The sequence below is a fragment of the Pseudomonas sp. 6D_7.1_Bac1 genome (assembly GCF_025465945.1).
GTDB lineage: Bacteria > Pseudomonadota > Gammaproteobacteria > Pseudomonadales > Pseudomonadaceae > Aquipseudomonas.
This window is the reverse complement of the sequence record NZ_JANLNW010000084.1, coordinates 230,429-245,594: the sequence shown is the minus strand read 5'-3', so window position 1 is coordinate 245,594 and position 15,166 is coordinate 230,429. Positions and strand designations below refer to the sequence as shown.

Genomic DNA, 15,166 nt, shown 5'->3' with positions numbered 1-15,166 from the left:
GTTCGAACACCTGCGCAGCCTGACCCAGGTGCGCATGCCGGATGGGAGCGAGGTGTTTTTCCGCTTCTGGGATGGGCGGCATATCTACCCGATCCTTGAAGGCCTCGGCGCCGGGGCCGGTGAAATTCTGCCGGTGTTCGAGCGCTACCTGATCAATGGCCAAAGCCTGGAAGTCGGCGCCCGCGGCGTGCCGCCGGCCAAGGCGTGGCCGTGGTGGGAAGTGCCACAGGGGTTGCTGGATCGCCTCGCGACCAAAGACCCATCGACCCTGATCGACAACCTGATGCAATGGCTGAGCGAGGAACGCCCAGACATCTACGCCGCTTATCCCGAGAGCAACCTCAGGCACAAAGTCGCCCATTTCGTGCGCCGCCCCGATGCTCCGAAACCCCTTAATGAAGCACTGCTAAACCACCTGATTCTGGAGCAAGGCTGATGGATCGCGTTGCCTACGTCGACAACCAACTGAGTACCTTCAAGGACAGCCTGACGCTGTACCGCGAGCAAACCCAAACCTGGTACGCCAAAGCGGCCGACAAGGTCAGCCGGGCGACTGACATGCCCTCGCTGCTGGGCATGGAGCGGGTGCTCAAGGTCGGAAACACCAGCAAATCGGTCACCATGACCGACGGTGACTTCTCGAACGTGGCCCAGTGCCCGCTCAAGGGGCCGCTGCTGATCGAAAGCAAATTCGAGTCGGTCTATGACATCCCGATCGGCGACATCGAAGTCGAAATCGTTGCGGTGGAAGGTGGTGCAGTCAGCAAAGTCAAACTGGATGCCAAGGGCAAAGCCTGCTGGACCGGTGGTGTGCCGGGCAAGTTCTACAAGATCCGGGTTCACAATGAAGTGACACCGGCTCAGATCGATACCTTGTTCAAGTCCTATGACGGCCTGACTGGGCAACTGGAAGGTTTCCTGCGCAAGGAGTGGGCGGGGTTCAAACCTCAATGGGCGACCCAGTCCGCTTCGTCTGCCGCCATGGCAGTCGGCAACGGCATCCTGGAAGGCGGTTGGGAGGCGATCAAGGGGGTGTGGGACGGGATCAGCCTGGTGCTCGATATCCTGCAAGATCCAGGAAAGTTCGCAAAAGACCTCGGGGCTGGCGCCCAGAAACTGAAAGACCTGGCCCTGCAAGCGCCCGACGTCATGAAAAAGGCCATGTTGCTCGCCAGCGACGAGGCCGCCCTGTTCCTGATGGTGCGCAGCGCCCTCATCTGGCTGGCCGGTTTGCCGCCGACACAGATGGCTGGCAAAGCCGCGAAAGTGGCCACGGCAGCCGTCGTCGGGATCGCGATCGATATCGTGATTTCGATAGTACTGACCATTGCGGCGGAAGGTACGGGGGTCATATACCTCGCAGCGCGGCTGAAAAATTACGGCGAAATCGTCATCAAGGCCGTGACCGGTTTTGTCGAGTCCGTGTTCAAGATCATCAAAGGTTTCATGGAGTACGTCGAGAAGTACACCGCAGTTGCAGCGCGTGGTGTAACCGCTCAGATGAAGAACGGTTTGGCGCAACTGCGTTTTGATGGGAAGCGCAACAGCAAGCTGGGCAAAGCCAAAGGTAAAGCTGGTCACGACGCTTCCAAACAAGCGAAAACGCCCGACAACAAAAGCGCTGATTCAGCGGCCAATACCTGCACCAACAATTGCCCGGTCTCAATGGTCACTGGTGAAGAGCTACTGACACTGACCGATGGCCAACTCGACGGTCTGCTGCCCTTTAGCTGGACACGTCTGTACCGCACCAGTGCCGCTGAAATCGACTGCGGCCTGGGCTACGGCTGGAGCCACGCGCTGGCGCAGCGGGTGCAGATCAATGGCGACGAAGTGATCTGGACCGACCATGAAAACCGCGCCATCAGCTTCCCGATGCCCAGCGAACAACGTCCGGCCATCACTAACAACCTTTCCCGGGCTGCGATTTTCCTCGGTGACGACCCGTCAGAGCTGATTCTCGCTCAGGCCGGCGAACGCCCCCAGTTCTACCACTTTCGCTACGACAGCAAGGGCGCAACGCTGATCGCCATCAGCGACAACTACGATAACCGCCTGTACATCACCCGCGATATCCATGGCCGAATCAAGCGGATCGACAACGGTGCCGGTCGTGCCCTTCTCCTGCGTTACGACCGCAAGCACATCATCGCCGTCGACTATCAGCAGTTCAGCCCTGCCGACAACCTGGAAGACGCCTGGAGTACCGTTCAGACCGTCGTCACCTATGGCTATGACGCCCAGCAACGCCTGATCGAAGCGAAGAACGCAGCCGGCGAAGCCGAGCGCTACGCCTACAACGATCAGAATGTGATCCTCGAGCGGCAACTGGCTGGCGGCGCGAGTTTCTACTGGGAATGGGAAAAGGAAGGCAAGTCAGCGCGCTGTATTCACCACTGGGCAAACTTCTCGCAGATGGATGCACGTTATGCCTGGGACGACAAAGGCAGCGTCACCGTGACCAATGCCGACGGCAGCGAAGAGGTTTACACGCACGACGATCAGGCGCGGCTGGTCAGCAAAGTCGATCCCGACGGTGCCGAACTCCTCAAGGCCTATGACGACAAGGGTCGCTTGATCGCCGAAAAAGACCCGCTGGGTGCGATCACCGAATACCGATACGACGAAGACGGGCTGATGACGGCAGTCATTCCCCCGGAAGATCAACTGACAGCCTATGAGTACAACAATGGTTTCGTCAGTGAAGTCCAGCGCGGCGATTCGGTCTGGAAGTACCAACGCAACCACCAAGGCGATATCACCCAACAGATCGACCCGGACGGCAACGCCACCCACTACAACTACGACCGCCAGGGCCGCTTGCTGGAAATCCGCCACCCGGACGGCAGCCGCCATCAACTGGGCTGGAACCACCTCGGCCAACTGCTCGAAGAGCGCCTGCCGGACGGTGGTCAGCGCAAATACCGCTACGACGCCCTCGGCCGGCAGACTGTGCGTCAGGACGAAAGCGGCGCCATCACCCAATACCAATGGGACAACGCCAACCGCCTCGCGCAAATCACCCTGCCCGGTGGCGCCACCCGTGCCTTCAGCTACAACCCTTATGGCCGCGTCACCGCCGAACGTGATGAACTGGGCCGCGTCACCCGCTACGAATACGCCGATGGCCTGCATCTGGTCAGCCGCCGCATCAACCCGGACGGCAGCCAGCTGCGTTATCGCTACGACAACTCGCGACTGCTGCTCAGCGAGATCGAAAACGAACGTGGCGAGCACTACCACCTCGATTACTACCCGAACGGTCTGATCCAGCAGGAAACCGGTTTCGATGGCCGCCGCACCGCTTACGAATACGACCTCAACGGCCAACTGCTGAAGAAAACCGAATTCGGCGATGACGGCAGCGAACTGATCACCGAATACCAACGCGACGCCGCTGGCCGCTTGTTGGTGAAAACTCTGGCCGATGGCGAAGCCATTCACTACCGCTACGACGCCCTCGGCCGGTTGGTGAACGTCGACGACGGCCACTGGCCGCTCGCCTACGAGTACGACCTGCAAGACCGCCTGATCACCGAGCATCAGGGCTGGGGCACCCTGCGTTACGAGTACGACACGCTCGGCCAATTGAGCCATTGCCGCCTGCCCGACGGCAGCAAGCTCGACTACCGCCACCAGGCCGGCGGCCGCTTGAGCAGCATCGACCTCAACGGTTCGCGCCTGACCACCCACCAGTTCAGCGCTGGCCGCGAGCAGCAACGCCAGCAAGGCCTGCTGCTCAGCCAATACCAATACGACGAACAAGGCCGGTTGCAGGCGCACAGCGTCAGCCAACAAGATCGCAATCTGTTCCAGCGCCGCTACACCTACGACGCCAACGGCAACCTCGCCGGCATCGATGACAGCCGCAAAGGCAATCGCAGCTACCACTATGACCCGCTCGACCGGCTGATCAACGTGCGCGGCAGCACCCCGGAAACCTTCGCCCACGACCCGGCCGGTAACCTCCTGGGCCAAGGCGACCAGCCCGCCGCCAACCTGGCCAACGTCAAAGGCAACCGCCTGCTGATGCAGGGCGACCGCCATTACGACTACGACGCCTACGGTAACCTGACCCGCGAACGTCGCGGCACCGGGCAAAAACTCGTCACCGAGTACCGCTACGACTGCCAGCACCGCCTGATTGGCGTCAGCCTGCCCGGCGGCAGCACCGCAACTTACAAATATGACGCCTTCGGCCGCCGTATCGCCAAAACCGTCGATGGCCACACCACCGAATTCCTCTGGCAAGGCGAACGGTTGATCGCCGAAAGCGCCGACAACCGCTACCGCAGCTACATTTACGAACCGGGCACCTTCCGCCCGCTGGCCATGCTCAACGGCGAAGGCCCGCTCAAGGCCGAGCCGTTCTACTACCAGCTCGATCATTTGGGCACGCCACAGGAGCTCACTGATTACAGCGGTGCGATCATGTGGTCGGCCAAGTATCGAGCCTATGGCAACCTGGCTGCGCTGGATGTCGCGGAGATCGATAACCCGATACGTTTTCAAGGCCAGTATTTCGACTCAGAGACAGGACTTCACTACAACCGCCACCGCTACTACAGCCCGAGTACAGGACGGTTTCTGACCCCAGACCCGGTAAAGCTTGCAGGTGGCCTAAACAACTACCAATACGCACCCAATCCTACTGGCTGGGTAGACCCGCTTGGTCTGATGTTCAGGGCGATTACGAAAGCTGTTTCCGGTGTGGCCAAGAAGGCACCGCTGAAACCCTCTGCGAACTGTCCCAAGCCCGGAGGATCATCGTCTCCAAACACTAACCCTACCCTCGCAGACTCCAGCGTAAAGACTGGAGACGTCACCCCACCGGCGGTCATCGAGTCGAAGCCCGACTTCTATGTCGGACCATCCGGACCGGACTCGACCTTGCCTGCGACGGGGTACCGATACATGGGCTACAAGAATGCTGACGGAACCGTAAACACTCACGCGCAGAACACGATCAACACTCAGGAAGCACGACTGTCGTATTTTGGTTTCGAAAAATTTGAGACCGGAGACGCCGCAACGGAAGCTTTCCAGGTACGAGCGCCGAAGCACGTTACCGCGGCTGACCCGGATCCGGCGTGGAGTGATGGGCGTCTGCGCTTGAAGTTTGACACGCTGCAACTCTACAAAGATGGTGTGCCCAACGCTACAGTGCCATACGAGCTCGGTGGCAAAGGTCCGAACCTGGAGCCGTTCACCAAAGCGTACCCTGAGTACGGTACGGGTGGTGCGCAGCAACTCATCCCGAAACCGGGTAATCCCACTGTTATCAAAGTGGATGAAGTCACTATCTTGCCGGAGAAGTAACAGTGCTAACCGATCTACAGGCCCGCGTAGCGCTCAAAGAACTGATCGAAAAATACCTCAAGGGTAGAGATCCCGATTACGACCGTTTGATCGAAATCGTTCAAGATCCTTCACGGCAAGTCCCGATCAGGGGTGTGCTTGAGGACATTCGACAATACAACAAGGTCCAATACACGCAGCAAGAGCTTGAGCTGATCGACGACCTTTTATACATGTATGGGTAGAGCACTCTCCGACCTAAGGTCTTCAGCCAGGAAGGAGCGGAAGCATCAATCAAGCAGTTTGATGGTGCTGCCTCTTCAGCAGACTTCAAATAGCATGCCCCCTGGCAAGTTTTGATAGCCCTGTCGGCGAGGCTTATCAGCGAACACAGCCCGGAAAGCATCTTTCCATAACGAAAAAGCCCAGCCGAAGCTGGGCTCTGTTTGCATGTTACTGCAGCGGCCAGTTGGTCTGGCCGTGAGCAATCACGCCAGGAGTACGACCGTAGCGCTGCGCCAGAGAGGGAGCCAGTTCAGGAAGGAACTCTTCGATATACGGGACCATCATGGCCACGTATACCTCGAAGGAAGGGTGCTTACGCCATTGGCCTGCTTCGATAGCGCTGTGATATGAACGATCAAACCATCCGCGCAAAATCAACAGTGCCCCCTCAATACGATCTTCCAGGGGGCCGGCACTGCGCGCCTTGGTGTGGCCATCCTTTTTCAAGGTTTCGCGCTCCACGTAGGTACCCGGGCGATAGCCAGTGATCTCGTGGACCTCCATGATCCGTTCATGATTCTCGCGGTGCTCCCTCTGATCGTCCTTAAGATCAGCAGCGAATCGGAAGTCACAGTACAGGCAATGCGCGACCGCATTCGGACCACTTGGTGAATCCAGGTACTGATCGATCACTGCCTGAAACCGGCGGTTCAGCTCGTGATAGTTGCGAACACCGAGAAGCTCAGCCGCGGCAAGGTCGAGCCGCTTACCGTGAGGCAGTTCAGGATGTACTTGTTTGAGTTGCTTCGCGAGGCGCTTGACGCTTTGTACGTCAGCGAAAGTAAGGGTGTGTTGCATAGTCAGCCTCCAAAGGCTGGGCCTGTTGTCCACTACGAGAACCCAATACAGGGTTGGTTTGAAACGGGTGAAATCACGATAGCGCTATTGCTTCGCCAGAGTGGACGGCGGGCACCTACCGAATGTGCCAGTTGCTAGGTTACTGGAATCCTAAAGATCTCCGCAAGTAGCCCAAAATAGAGATGGGTCTAGAGCTCCTACCGAAATCGTGGAGTCGGCAAGCTACTAATGGTGGTCATTCATGCCATGGCTAGAAGCGCGGGGTCACTGCCGATGCAGTTATCGATTACTGCAGAGGGTTTCACGATACGTTGGGCGACAGGAATTTTCTGAGTGAATTTCATGGGAGCGAGCGGACCATCATCATGAGGTTCAGCTTTGAGTCTGGGCAACCAGACCGAATGCATCTGCTGCAGATATCTGGCAACTTAATCCTTAAACCCCCCAAGGCATCACGTTACTCCTCCGGTTGCTCTTGAACTCCGAGATCTCGATACTTTTGCTTACCCCACACGGTAGGATCGGGAATCACCTCGATCACCCTCGTCGGCGGAGTCTTAATACTAAACCCTGGCTCCATCTTCTCACGCATTTCGAGGTATTGGCCCAGGAGAGCGTCGTAAGCCAGGCGCGGCGCGTACTGAACGTTTCCTTTCTGGTCCACCGCCTCGCCGTGGTAGAAGAAGTCCACGCCCTGGGTAAGTGGTACTAAAACGCTAGCGGCAGGCTTGTAGTCGCCCTCATAAAGCGTGAGCCGCAGCTTGGCCTTTTCGCCGTACAGCAGGCCCATTTGTTCGGCGAACCAATTGACGTATTGGTCGCCGTTGATCCGTGTTGGGTTGCCAGGCAGCGTATAAGCGGTGTCCAGTTCTCGATTCTTACGGATGCGGCTTGCCATCCCATTCAGCTCCAATCCTTCAGCGAACTCGACATCGACCTGTTCACCAGTATCGATTTTGATCGGCTTGCTCATCGAAATCACAGGCCACAACAAGTTCTTGGAGAAGTATGAGGCGCCACCTTTCGACAGATTTCTCGCCTGCACTATCTCCCACTTAGCTGACGTCAGAAGAATTGGCGCCGCCGTAATGTTTGTCACACGGACTGAGATGTAGACCTGCTCATTTACGGTTTGCTTACCACTGTTGGGTTGTCCGAACATCTCAGTTGGACTGAGCCAAGCTTCTGCAACAAAGAGCCTCCGGCTCTGGCTCACGGCAGTGGTCTCGGTCAGACGCTTCAGCACTTCTTCCGTGACGCCGATGCAAGTGCTATTAACAGATGCGCCCGCACCGGTAACGATCGACGAGCACGGCCCCGTGGTCTGCATATTCTGGGATTGCGCCAGAGCAAGCTGAGGCAATGCAAGCACCGAAATCATCACCGCACAGCGGAGTTTTTCCTTCATCATGGCCGCGTATCGACAGTGGATTTAACCACAGCGCCTTGCCCGGTCACGATTGGTGAGGCCGCACCGTGGGTGGATATTCCGCTCTTCGGAGTGGCATCTGCAGCCGCCGGCCTGTTTGGCCCTTTGGCTTCAGTTACGACATGCGCACCAGGTGCAGTGATGATGGGAGAGGCGGCGCCATAAGTGGAGATAGAAGGGCTCGGTTGCTCTGCTGGTTGCAACGTCAAACCTATCTGTTTGGGGGTTACTTCAACATGCAGCCCACGATTTTGAACAATTGCTGAGACGGCCATCCCCCCAACCAAAACAACCAGTGTGAACGTCAATAGCGCCATCTTCCGGACACCCCCCCATCTTGCGGGCGTCTTACGCGAGCTTCTATTCAATTTTGAACTCCTGTAATTAAGGGCTGGGCAGTATCCCTACCGCCGCTGCAGACAGCTACTGTGCAAGGTACATCTAGCCTAACGCGATGAGAGTACATTAACGCGTACATGAGATGCGACAGGCCCACTGCTCATTCGCCTTCATTCACCAAGGCTTACGAAAGCCATACCTTCCGGTACAACTAATCCACATGCACCCTCTCCGCCCGCAACACCGGACAAAGCTTCTTTTTCTTCGAATCATGAATGTGCGCCCAATGCAGGCTCGTACGACTGCCGCAATCGTTCAACGACGTGGCCAGACTCGATTTAGGAAAATGTTGCTGAAAGCCTACAAAGGCAGTTGTGCCATGACGGGATGCGAACTCGAACCGGTACTTGAAGCCGCGCACATCCACCCCTACCAAGGTGATAAGACGGACGTGATCTCGAACGGGCTGCTCCTACGAGCTGACATTCATACCCTGTTCGATCTGGGGCTGATTTGGATCGAGCCAACGAATTTGTCGATTCGGATCTCGGAACGCCTAAGAAAATGTAGCGAGTACGCTTCGCTGGACCAAACACCCCTGACTCTTCCGGAAAGCGTGTCAGACCATCCAAGTCAGGCAGCGCTGGAGTTCAGACTGAACTCTAAGCAAATGAGGCAATTGGAACCAAAAACCGAAAATCTGTAAGCCCAGATGAAAGAAAAAAACCAATAGGTGAGTCAATTCGCGTTTCGTAGATACGTTTGAATGACGGCAGACGGCACTAAATCACAATGTCAGCCGAGTGAGTTCCAGTCAGCGCGATATTGTTAGGTTTCGCCCAATGCAAATCCGAAGTCATCACTAGACACCTGTGCCGCTTCGTTAAGTCGCTGGCGCAACGCGGCAGTCAATTGCCTCTCCACCTCCCATGGGTCTGACAGAGCAGCTAACTGCGGCGCTAATTGCGGTGACAGGCTCAACAACGAATGATTCAGCGAACGTGCAGTCTCATAAGCAGCTTTCTGCACGAAGCTGATCTCTACCAGTTCTCCCTGCGCCTTCCGAAACTCTATCTCCGCCATCCGCGCAAGATAATGCTCACGATGCGCACGCGCTTTCTGAAAGTCAGGAGTTTGCCCATGAGCAGGATCAGCGGGCGGCGGCGCAGCCGTGTTAGTCGGCTCGGATTGGGCTGAGACGTGGCTGTAAACATCACGCTGTAGCCGCTCCTGCTGGTGACGAGCGGCAACGGCAGCTTTGCTCGGGTCGGCGGTATCGCGGATCAGTGCTTCGGTGGCCAGCACATCGACCTGCTTGCCATTGGGAGACAGGACCAGCCGGCCGTTTTCCTTTAGCCAGGTGATGTAACTCGGTGACCGGCCGATGTGCGCGGCGAAGGCGCTTTTGGACAGGTAAGTGGCTGCGCTCATAGGCCCTCCTTTTCAGCGGCTTTTCAATGAATCCTTTCAAGATTTCAGTGGATTGAAATTTCAGTAAGCTGGCGAGCCTCCCACTAACACGATCCCGCGGGTTTCCGACCCCGTATCCTTTGGAAGTCCTCAGGGTCCCCGGCACTTTCTGGGCCATTCTCGTTACGCTAATCTCCACCTCTGCCCCTCCAACGCATCAAGGACGAAACGTGTTCTGGAATAGAGAAAAGAAAATTCGAGTTGAGCTGACGACTCCAATAACCATCACCCAGTCAAGTTGCTCAGGCCCGCAAACGCCGACTTCGCTAGCTCCGGTTACGAAGGCAATAGACAAAGACTTCGCCCTAAAGCTGTTGATCGGTATTGCGCTCTTCCTACAGGCAGCTCTCTTTGTCGATGGCTACTTGGAGCTCGCCGCTTACTTCGAGCAGTTCGGTATCTCGACAGGTGAACTTGATTTGGCTAACCCAACGATTTTGGCTGCGGGTTATGTGCACTGGTTCACCACCGTTATGAGTTGGGTTGATCGGGTGCCCATCATCGGCCCGTTTCTCCAATGGCTCCCGTTCGCTGCGGTGGCTACGGCATACATGTACGCGCTTGTGAGCCACGAAACGAAGGGGCAATCCCTCCTCGAAAGAGGCTTGATGGGAAGCCTCGCCCTCTATGTAGTTTTCATACTGCCCATCCTCGGAGTACAGCATGGCATCGACAGAGGCAGGCAAGACATCCGTGAAGCAGCAGGTATCGAGGTCGCGAACGGAATAAGCAAGGAACACAGCGTCGTAACCAAAGAAGGAGAACGCATTACCGGCGACCTCGTGGTAGCAGACACCAAAAGCGCTTTCATTCTCTCGAACCAGACCGTCTACAAAATCGACAACAGAACAAACCGAGTGATGAGAAAAATACTGCTGAAGGCGAAACCCAAAAAAGCTCTCTAAGTATCAAATGCTGCGAACCTAGCGCATTCCATTTGAAAAGACGGACATCCCTGCGCAGGTTTCAGCTAGAGAGAATCCGCGAGTTCGATGACCCGTGTAGGGGGCGGCCCTCGGGGAGGACCCGGAAAAATCGGCGCCCTGCCCGGCTCATGCCTTCGGTTCTGCCTGACTGAGGTCCAGCCGCTTGGCGACCCAGCGCTCGTACAAGCCGATGGCGACATCGGCGCCGGCCATCGCGGTCAGGCAACCCAAGGCGCCCGCGGTCCAGATCGACAGGCCCGCGCCAAACAGCAGCATCATCGCCGACACACCGCAAACAATGCAGGCACCAGAGCGAAGTGCGAGGCGGCGCAGTAATGCCCAGCCTCGCGCCCCGTCCTTGTCGGCGCGCCACATCTCGCCGGACACGCCGCCCACCAGGGACAGGGCAATCACCAACCAGATCGGCATCTCTGCCAGTGCCTGTTGCTCATTCGTCATTGCCCTGCCCCTTAAACAAAAAGACCCGGCGCATTGGCCGGGTCATGTGGTGGGTTGCCTGCCGCATTCTGCGGTCGCACCCATCGAAGATGGCTCCTTTTTACAGATCGATTCTGCTGGCAGCAAGACCGTTTTAATGCCATCCGGTGAATGTGTGGGTGACGCCCGGTGAACGGCTGGCGAATGTCGGTGAATATCTCTCTCGGCTATCTTTTGCTTTGGCGGCGTCCCATGCGTCCCACCTCTTTAAAACTAGGTGGGACGTCTGAAAGACCCGCAGATTGGGGCTTTGCCCCACCGTCCTACTTTTATCTCTCCTTTCTCGTGTAAAGAGAGAAATTTAAAAAGCACGCGTGCGCGTAAACGCGCGTACCTGTACCCGCTACGCACACACGGGCGGGAGGCATGAAAAAGGTGGGACGGTGGGACAGCCCAACAACGACGCGGCCTGCGCCCGTCCCACCACAGCAAAAAGCGGTGGGACGGAGGCAGGCCGGTGGGACGGCGTAAGCCAGAGGGACGCCCACGATCAAGCCGCTTCCCCCAGGAGGAAGTGCTCGACCACGATGTGGGCGTCATGCAGGCGCTGGTAGTAGGTGCTGCGCGTGCAGCCACTTCGCGCCAGACGCGCAGCCAAGGGCGCATCGGGCTGACAGTAGTGCACCTGCACCACCGCCATCAGCTCGGGATCTAGGCGTTTCTTGACGATGCGTTCGATGTCCAATGACGCCTCCAGCGGCACCCTACTCCCGCGCCTGCCGCGCACCAACTGACCACCGCTTTCCATCATCATCGCGACCATGTTGCCGCCCGAGTAACCGGCCGCCACCTCGTCGCTGTGCAGCTCCTGCGCCCATTGTTTGAGGGCCATATCGATTGCCTTAATCATCGAAGCACGGCTCCTCGAACTCGTCCCGTTGCAGCGCAGGCGCCCTGCCCCAATGCTCTGGTTTTTTGTAGGCCCACGGTCGCTGGCCGCTCTTGCTCAAGGCGCCCAAACGGAACCGTCGCCAGCCAAGCCGGTGCATGATCGCGCCGACGCGCATTTGCTCGGGTTTGCCCCAATGACCCGGATCGAGCTTGAGTGCCTGACTCATCACCTCACTGCCGGTAGCGGTCTCGCCGATCTGCGACTCTTCCAACCAGGTCAGGATTGGCCCTTCCCATTCATCCACGACAAAACGCTGGTCTTGGGCTTCGGCAAACATCGGCGCTTCGTCCGGCGTTACCCACCACAAGTCCCCCGCCTCATAACAGAACACGGCCTCGGCCCAGAGCTGGTCGCGAATCTCGCGCAGCAACGCCACGTCGACCTTGGTACAGGCCACGGGCCAATAACGGCGGTTGCCGGTGGCGTCCTTGAGGTACTCGTCCTGGTTGGTGGTGCCAACGAATACACACTGGCGTGGCACGTCCATGGTTCTGCGGCCGTAGCTCTCGCGGTAGGTGTCGGTCGACGCCGAGAAGAACTGCTTGGCCTTGGTGCTCTCGGCCTTGTTGAAGCTGTCCAACTCGCCGAGTTCGACAATCCATTTGCCGCGGATCGCCTGAAAGCCGTCTTTGTCACCGAGGGCAAACGGCGTGTCCATGAACCACTCGCCGCCGAGCACGCTCATCGCGGTCGATTTACCGGCGCCCTGCGCGCCTTCGAGGATCATCACCGAGTCGGCCTTGCAACCGGGTTTCATCACCCGCGCCACCGCCGAGATCATCCAGCGTTTTCCGACCTTCGCGGTGTAGTCACAGGCCGGTACACCCATCACGTCGGTTAGCCAAGCTTCGAGGCGTGGCACGCGGTCCCACTCCAGCTTTTTCAGGTACTCACGCACGGGGTGAAACGCGTGGTCGTGAGCCACGACACTGACGGCCTCGATCACCTGCGAGGACTTCACACGCAGGTTGTACTGCTGCGCGAGCCACTTCATTACGCGCACGTCATCGATGTCGGCCCACTCACCGGTACCGCCGCCATACGGGGCGGCACGCAGCTTGACGATCTTCGAGCTGAAGGCGCTGTAGCTGATCACCCCAGCCCAGCGCTCATCGTGAGCGAGGATCAGTTCGACATTCTGCATGTGCGCGATCAGGGCGCCGCTCTCACTGCGGGCGAGCTGATCTTTCCAGCCACCGGCAGCCGGTGGACGCACCACGGCCAGCACCTGACGGCGCACCGCGTCCAAACCTTCGGCGACGTGAAGGTCGTTGAAGTCGGTCCACTTGTCTTGTCGCTCAACGGAGAAGATCGGCGCGACCACCTGGGCGCCGACGATCAAGGCGGCGTTGCTGGCTTTCTCTTCACCTGGGTTCCAGGCATCGCCGTTTGGCTTGGTGGTCTTCCAGTCATCGTCGCGGCAGATGATCAACGGGCAGCCGGCGAAGCGCTCGCGCATGGCCTTGCACACGGCCAACAGGTTGCCCGCATCGAAGGCCACCGCCACGGCGAGCGACGTCGCCATGTGCAGGCTGGCGCCGGTGGCGTAGCCCTCACACACCAGTACGGGTTCGCCCGGCTCCGGGTGTGGACCGAGCAAGTGGAACGCGCCCTCCTTCGCCATCCCGTACGGCCAGTAGGATTTGTCGCGGCCGGTGTCTTCCTGCTTGTTCGGGAAGATCACCTGCAGGCCCATGATCTGGTCGCGAGCATTGTTCATCGGCACCAGCACGGCGCCGGTGCGCGTCGCGTAACGGACCTTGATGCCGACGATCTGCTTGCGGTCCAGATAGTCGCTGCGCCCGGTGGTCGGCATGCGCTCAAACAAACCCTGCGCCCTTTTCGCGGCCCGCCGCGCAGCGTTATTCGCGATTTCCGCGGCGCGGCGCTTGGCTTCTTCCTGGCGGGCGCGCATCACTTCGCGATCTTCCGACGACATGCGTCCGGCCTTGACCTTGATCTTCTGTGTCTCACCGGAGCGCCAGTCACCGAAGGCGCCGAAGATCAGGGTGTCGCCCTTCTCCGTGCGCTGCTCGTGAACGACGTACCAGCCGTTCTTCTCCTTGCCCTTGTCCTGCGACGTCTTGCAGCGGGTCAGCTTGCCGAACACCAGCGGCTGCGCCGGCTCCAGTCCGTAGTCGGCGAATTGCCCCAATACCTCATCGAGCATGACGAATCCCCCGCTCAGAGAGAGATTGGCAACTGATGCACTGCGAGCAACCTGGTTGGGCCAGGCGGCGGGCTTCCGGAATTGGATCGTCACAGGCTTCACAGAACAGCAAGGAATGGGCAGAGCTTTCGGCCTTGGCAGCGCTGCGCGCGGCCATGGCCTGATCGATGCGTTCCTGCACCAGGTCGTTGGCGAAATCGGCGATGTCAGCCACGGTCGGCACCTCGCGTCGTCTGGTTGACGTAGGTGGCGCGGTTGAACAAGCCCAGCAGCCCTTGAATGCCACGGAACACCTGCAGGCGAATCGCCGCCAGTTCCTGATCGGTGACGACGCCATCACCGATGCTCTTGGCCCAGGTCTCGGCCAGGTCGGCGACCTGCCGGAAGTATTCGGCGATACCCGTGGTCAGGGTCTCGGGCATGTCGTTGGTGTAGGTCTCGGCCAGCTCCTGCCAGATCGTGTCGCCGACCAGCGCATGCACTGCATCAAGAATGCGGCGATCCTTGGTCAGTTCGAGGATCTCACCGAACTCCTGAATATTGATGGAGTGACTCGGATGGGTCGGAGACAGTTTGTGCTGCAGCGTGGTCGGGTTGCGACCGGTGGTGGCTGCAATGGCAGCGGCACCGCCCGGGTAATCGCGAGCGGCGTGGTACAGCGCTAAATCGAGCGGCAGGATTTCCCGCTGCGCCCGTTCCAGAGAACTGAGAGCGATACGGCTCATGGCATTAATCCTAAAAGTTGCCAGTGCCGCGCGACAGAAGTTGGTGATACATTTGCCGCGTGGTCTGGAGAGGCCCAAACGCCGGCTAGGTTCGTAAGACCAACACCGGCACCGTGCCGGGGCGAACAATCCGTTGTTCACCCCTGGCGCAACAGCTGCCAGCTCTGTGGTAAGAACGGCAGCAACACCAAGGCTTCCGAGCCTTGGAAACGCGATGAAGGTCGGCGGCATGTGGTGTGCTCGCCTTTCGACATCGCGACCCAACAGCATTGTGGTGATGCTATCGGGAGAAACTGGGCGACCCTTGGGTCGCCTTTTTTCTATGCAGCTTGTATT

General features: G+C 58.5%; 13 protein-coding genes. 5 read left to right on the top strand and 8 right to left on the bottom strand.

The features are described 5' to 3' along the window. The 3 genes from NTD87_RS27835 to NTD87_RS27825 form a co-directional block, all read left to right on the top strand. The coding region (locus NTD87_RS27835; RefSeq protein ID WP_262117368.1) for a DUF4123 domain-containing protein at nt 1–436 on the top strand (436 nt) is incomplete at its 5' end. Beyond that, entirely contained in the window at nt 436–5,319 is a 4,884-nt protein-coding gene (locus NTD87_RS27830) for an RHS repeat-associated core domain-containing protein (protein ID WP_262117367.1), read from the top strand. The genes NTD87_RS27835 and NTD87_RS27830, both read left to right, overlap by 1 nt. A 2-nt stretch (nt 5,320–5,321) precedes the next feature. Beyond that, nucleotides 5,322–5,543 (top strand): hypothetical protein, encoded by a 222-nt coding sequence (locus NTD87_RS27825; RefSeq protein WP_262117366.1) that lies wholly within the window; start codon nt 5,322–5,324, stop codon nt 5,541–5,543. 208 nt (nt 5,544–5,751) lie between these two features. Here the strand turns inward: NTD87_RS27825 and NTD87_RS27820 are convergent, their stop codons facing one another. Together NTD87_RS27820 and NTD87_RS27815 are read right to left on the bottom strand one after the other, a co-directional pair. Then, nucleotides 5,752–6,381 carry a hypothetical protein gene (locus tag NTD87_RS27820; protein ID WP_262117365.1) on the bottom strand — a complete coding sequence of 210 codons (630 nt, stop codon included), beginning with the start codon at nt 6,379–6,381 and terminating at the stop codon, nt 5,752–5,754. A 457-nt stretch (nt 6,382–6,838) separates the two neighbouring features. Then, a complete protein-coding gene (locus NTD87_RS27815) occupies nt 6,839–7,792 on the bottom strand; it encodes a hypothetical protein (protein WP_262117364.1) in 954 nt (317 codons plus the stop codon). Nucleotides 7,793–8,495: 703 nt separating this feature from the next. Between NTD87_RS27815 and NTD87_RS27810 the strand changes: the two genes are divergently transcribed. Next, complete coding sequence (locus NTD87_RS27810) at nt 8,496–8,855, top strand: HNH endonuclease (protein ID WP_262117363.1); 360 nt, start codon at nt 8,496–8,498, stop codon at nt 8,853–8,855. Nucleotides 8,856–8,977: 122 nt separating this feature from the next. On the opposite strand, the gene NTD87_RS27805 is transcribed toward NTD87_RS27810, so the two are convergent. Beyond that, nucleotides 8,978–9,580 carry a terminase small subunit gene (locus tag NTD87_RS27805; RefSeq protein WP_262117362.1) on the bottom strand — a complete coding sequence of 201 codons (603 nt, stop codon included), beginning with the start codon at nt 9,578–9,580 and terminating at the stop codon, nt 8,978–8,980. A 209-nt stretch (nt 9,581–9,789) separates the two neighbouring features. On the opposite strand from NTD87_RS27805, the gene NTD87_RS27800 reads away from it, so the two are divergent. Then, entirely contained in the window at nt 9,790–10,524 is a 735-nt protein-coding gene (locus NTD87_RS27800) for a hypothetical protein (RefSeq protein WP_262117361.1), read from the top strand. Between the two features lie 147 nt (nt 10,525–10,671). Here NTD87_RS27800 and NTD87_RS27795 read toward each other — a convergent pair whose 3' ends face one another. From NTD87_RS27795 to NTD87_RS27775, 5 genes are all read right to left on the bottom strand, one after another. Then, on the bottom strand, nt 10,672–11,004 hold the full coding sequence (locus tag NTD87_RS27795) for a phage holin family protein (RefSeq protein ID WP_262117360.1): 333 nt from the start codon (nt 11,002–11,004) through the stop codon (nt 10,672–10,674). Between the two features lie 529 nt (nt 11,005–11,533). Continuing rightward, nucleotides 11,534–11,893 carry a hypothetical protein gene (locus NTD87_RS27790; protein WP_262117359.1) on the bottom strand — a complete coding sequence of 120 codons (360 nt, stop codon included), beginning with the start codon at nt 11,891–11,893 and terminating at the stop codon, nt 11,534–11,536. Beyond that, the gene (locus NTD87_RS27785; protein WP_262117358.1) at nt 11,886–14,105 is read right to left on the bottom strand and encodes a VapE domain-containing protein; all 2,220 of its coding nucleotides are present in this window, start codon (nt 14,103–14,105) and stop codon (nt 11,886–11,888) included. Before NTD87_RS27785 ends, NTD87_RS27790 begins: the two co-directional genes overlap by 8 nt. After that, nucleotides 14,095–14,319, bottom strand: coding sequence for a TraR/DksA family transcriptional regulator (locus NTD87_RS27780; RefSeq protein ID WP_262117357.1), 225 nt, complete (start codon nt 14,317–14,319; stop codon nt 14,095–14,097). Before NTD87_RS27780 ends, NTD87_RS27785 begins: the two co-directional genes overlap by 11 nt. Continuing rightward, the gene (locus NTD87_RS27775; protein ID WP_262117356.1) at nt 14,312–14,830 is read right to left on the bottom strand and encodes a phage regulatory CII family protein; all 519 of its coding nucleotides are present in this window, start codon (nt 14,828–14,830) and stop codon (nt 14,312–14,314) included. The genes NTD87_RS27780 and NTD87_RS27775 overlap by 8 nt, the downstream gene beginning before the upstream one ends. Nucleotides 14,831–15,166 lie beyond the last annotated feature (336 nt).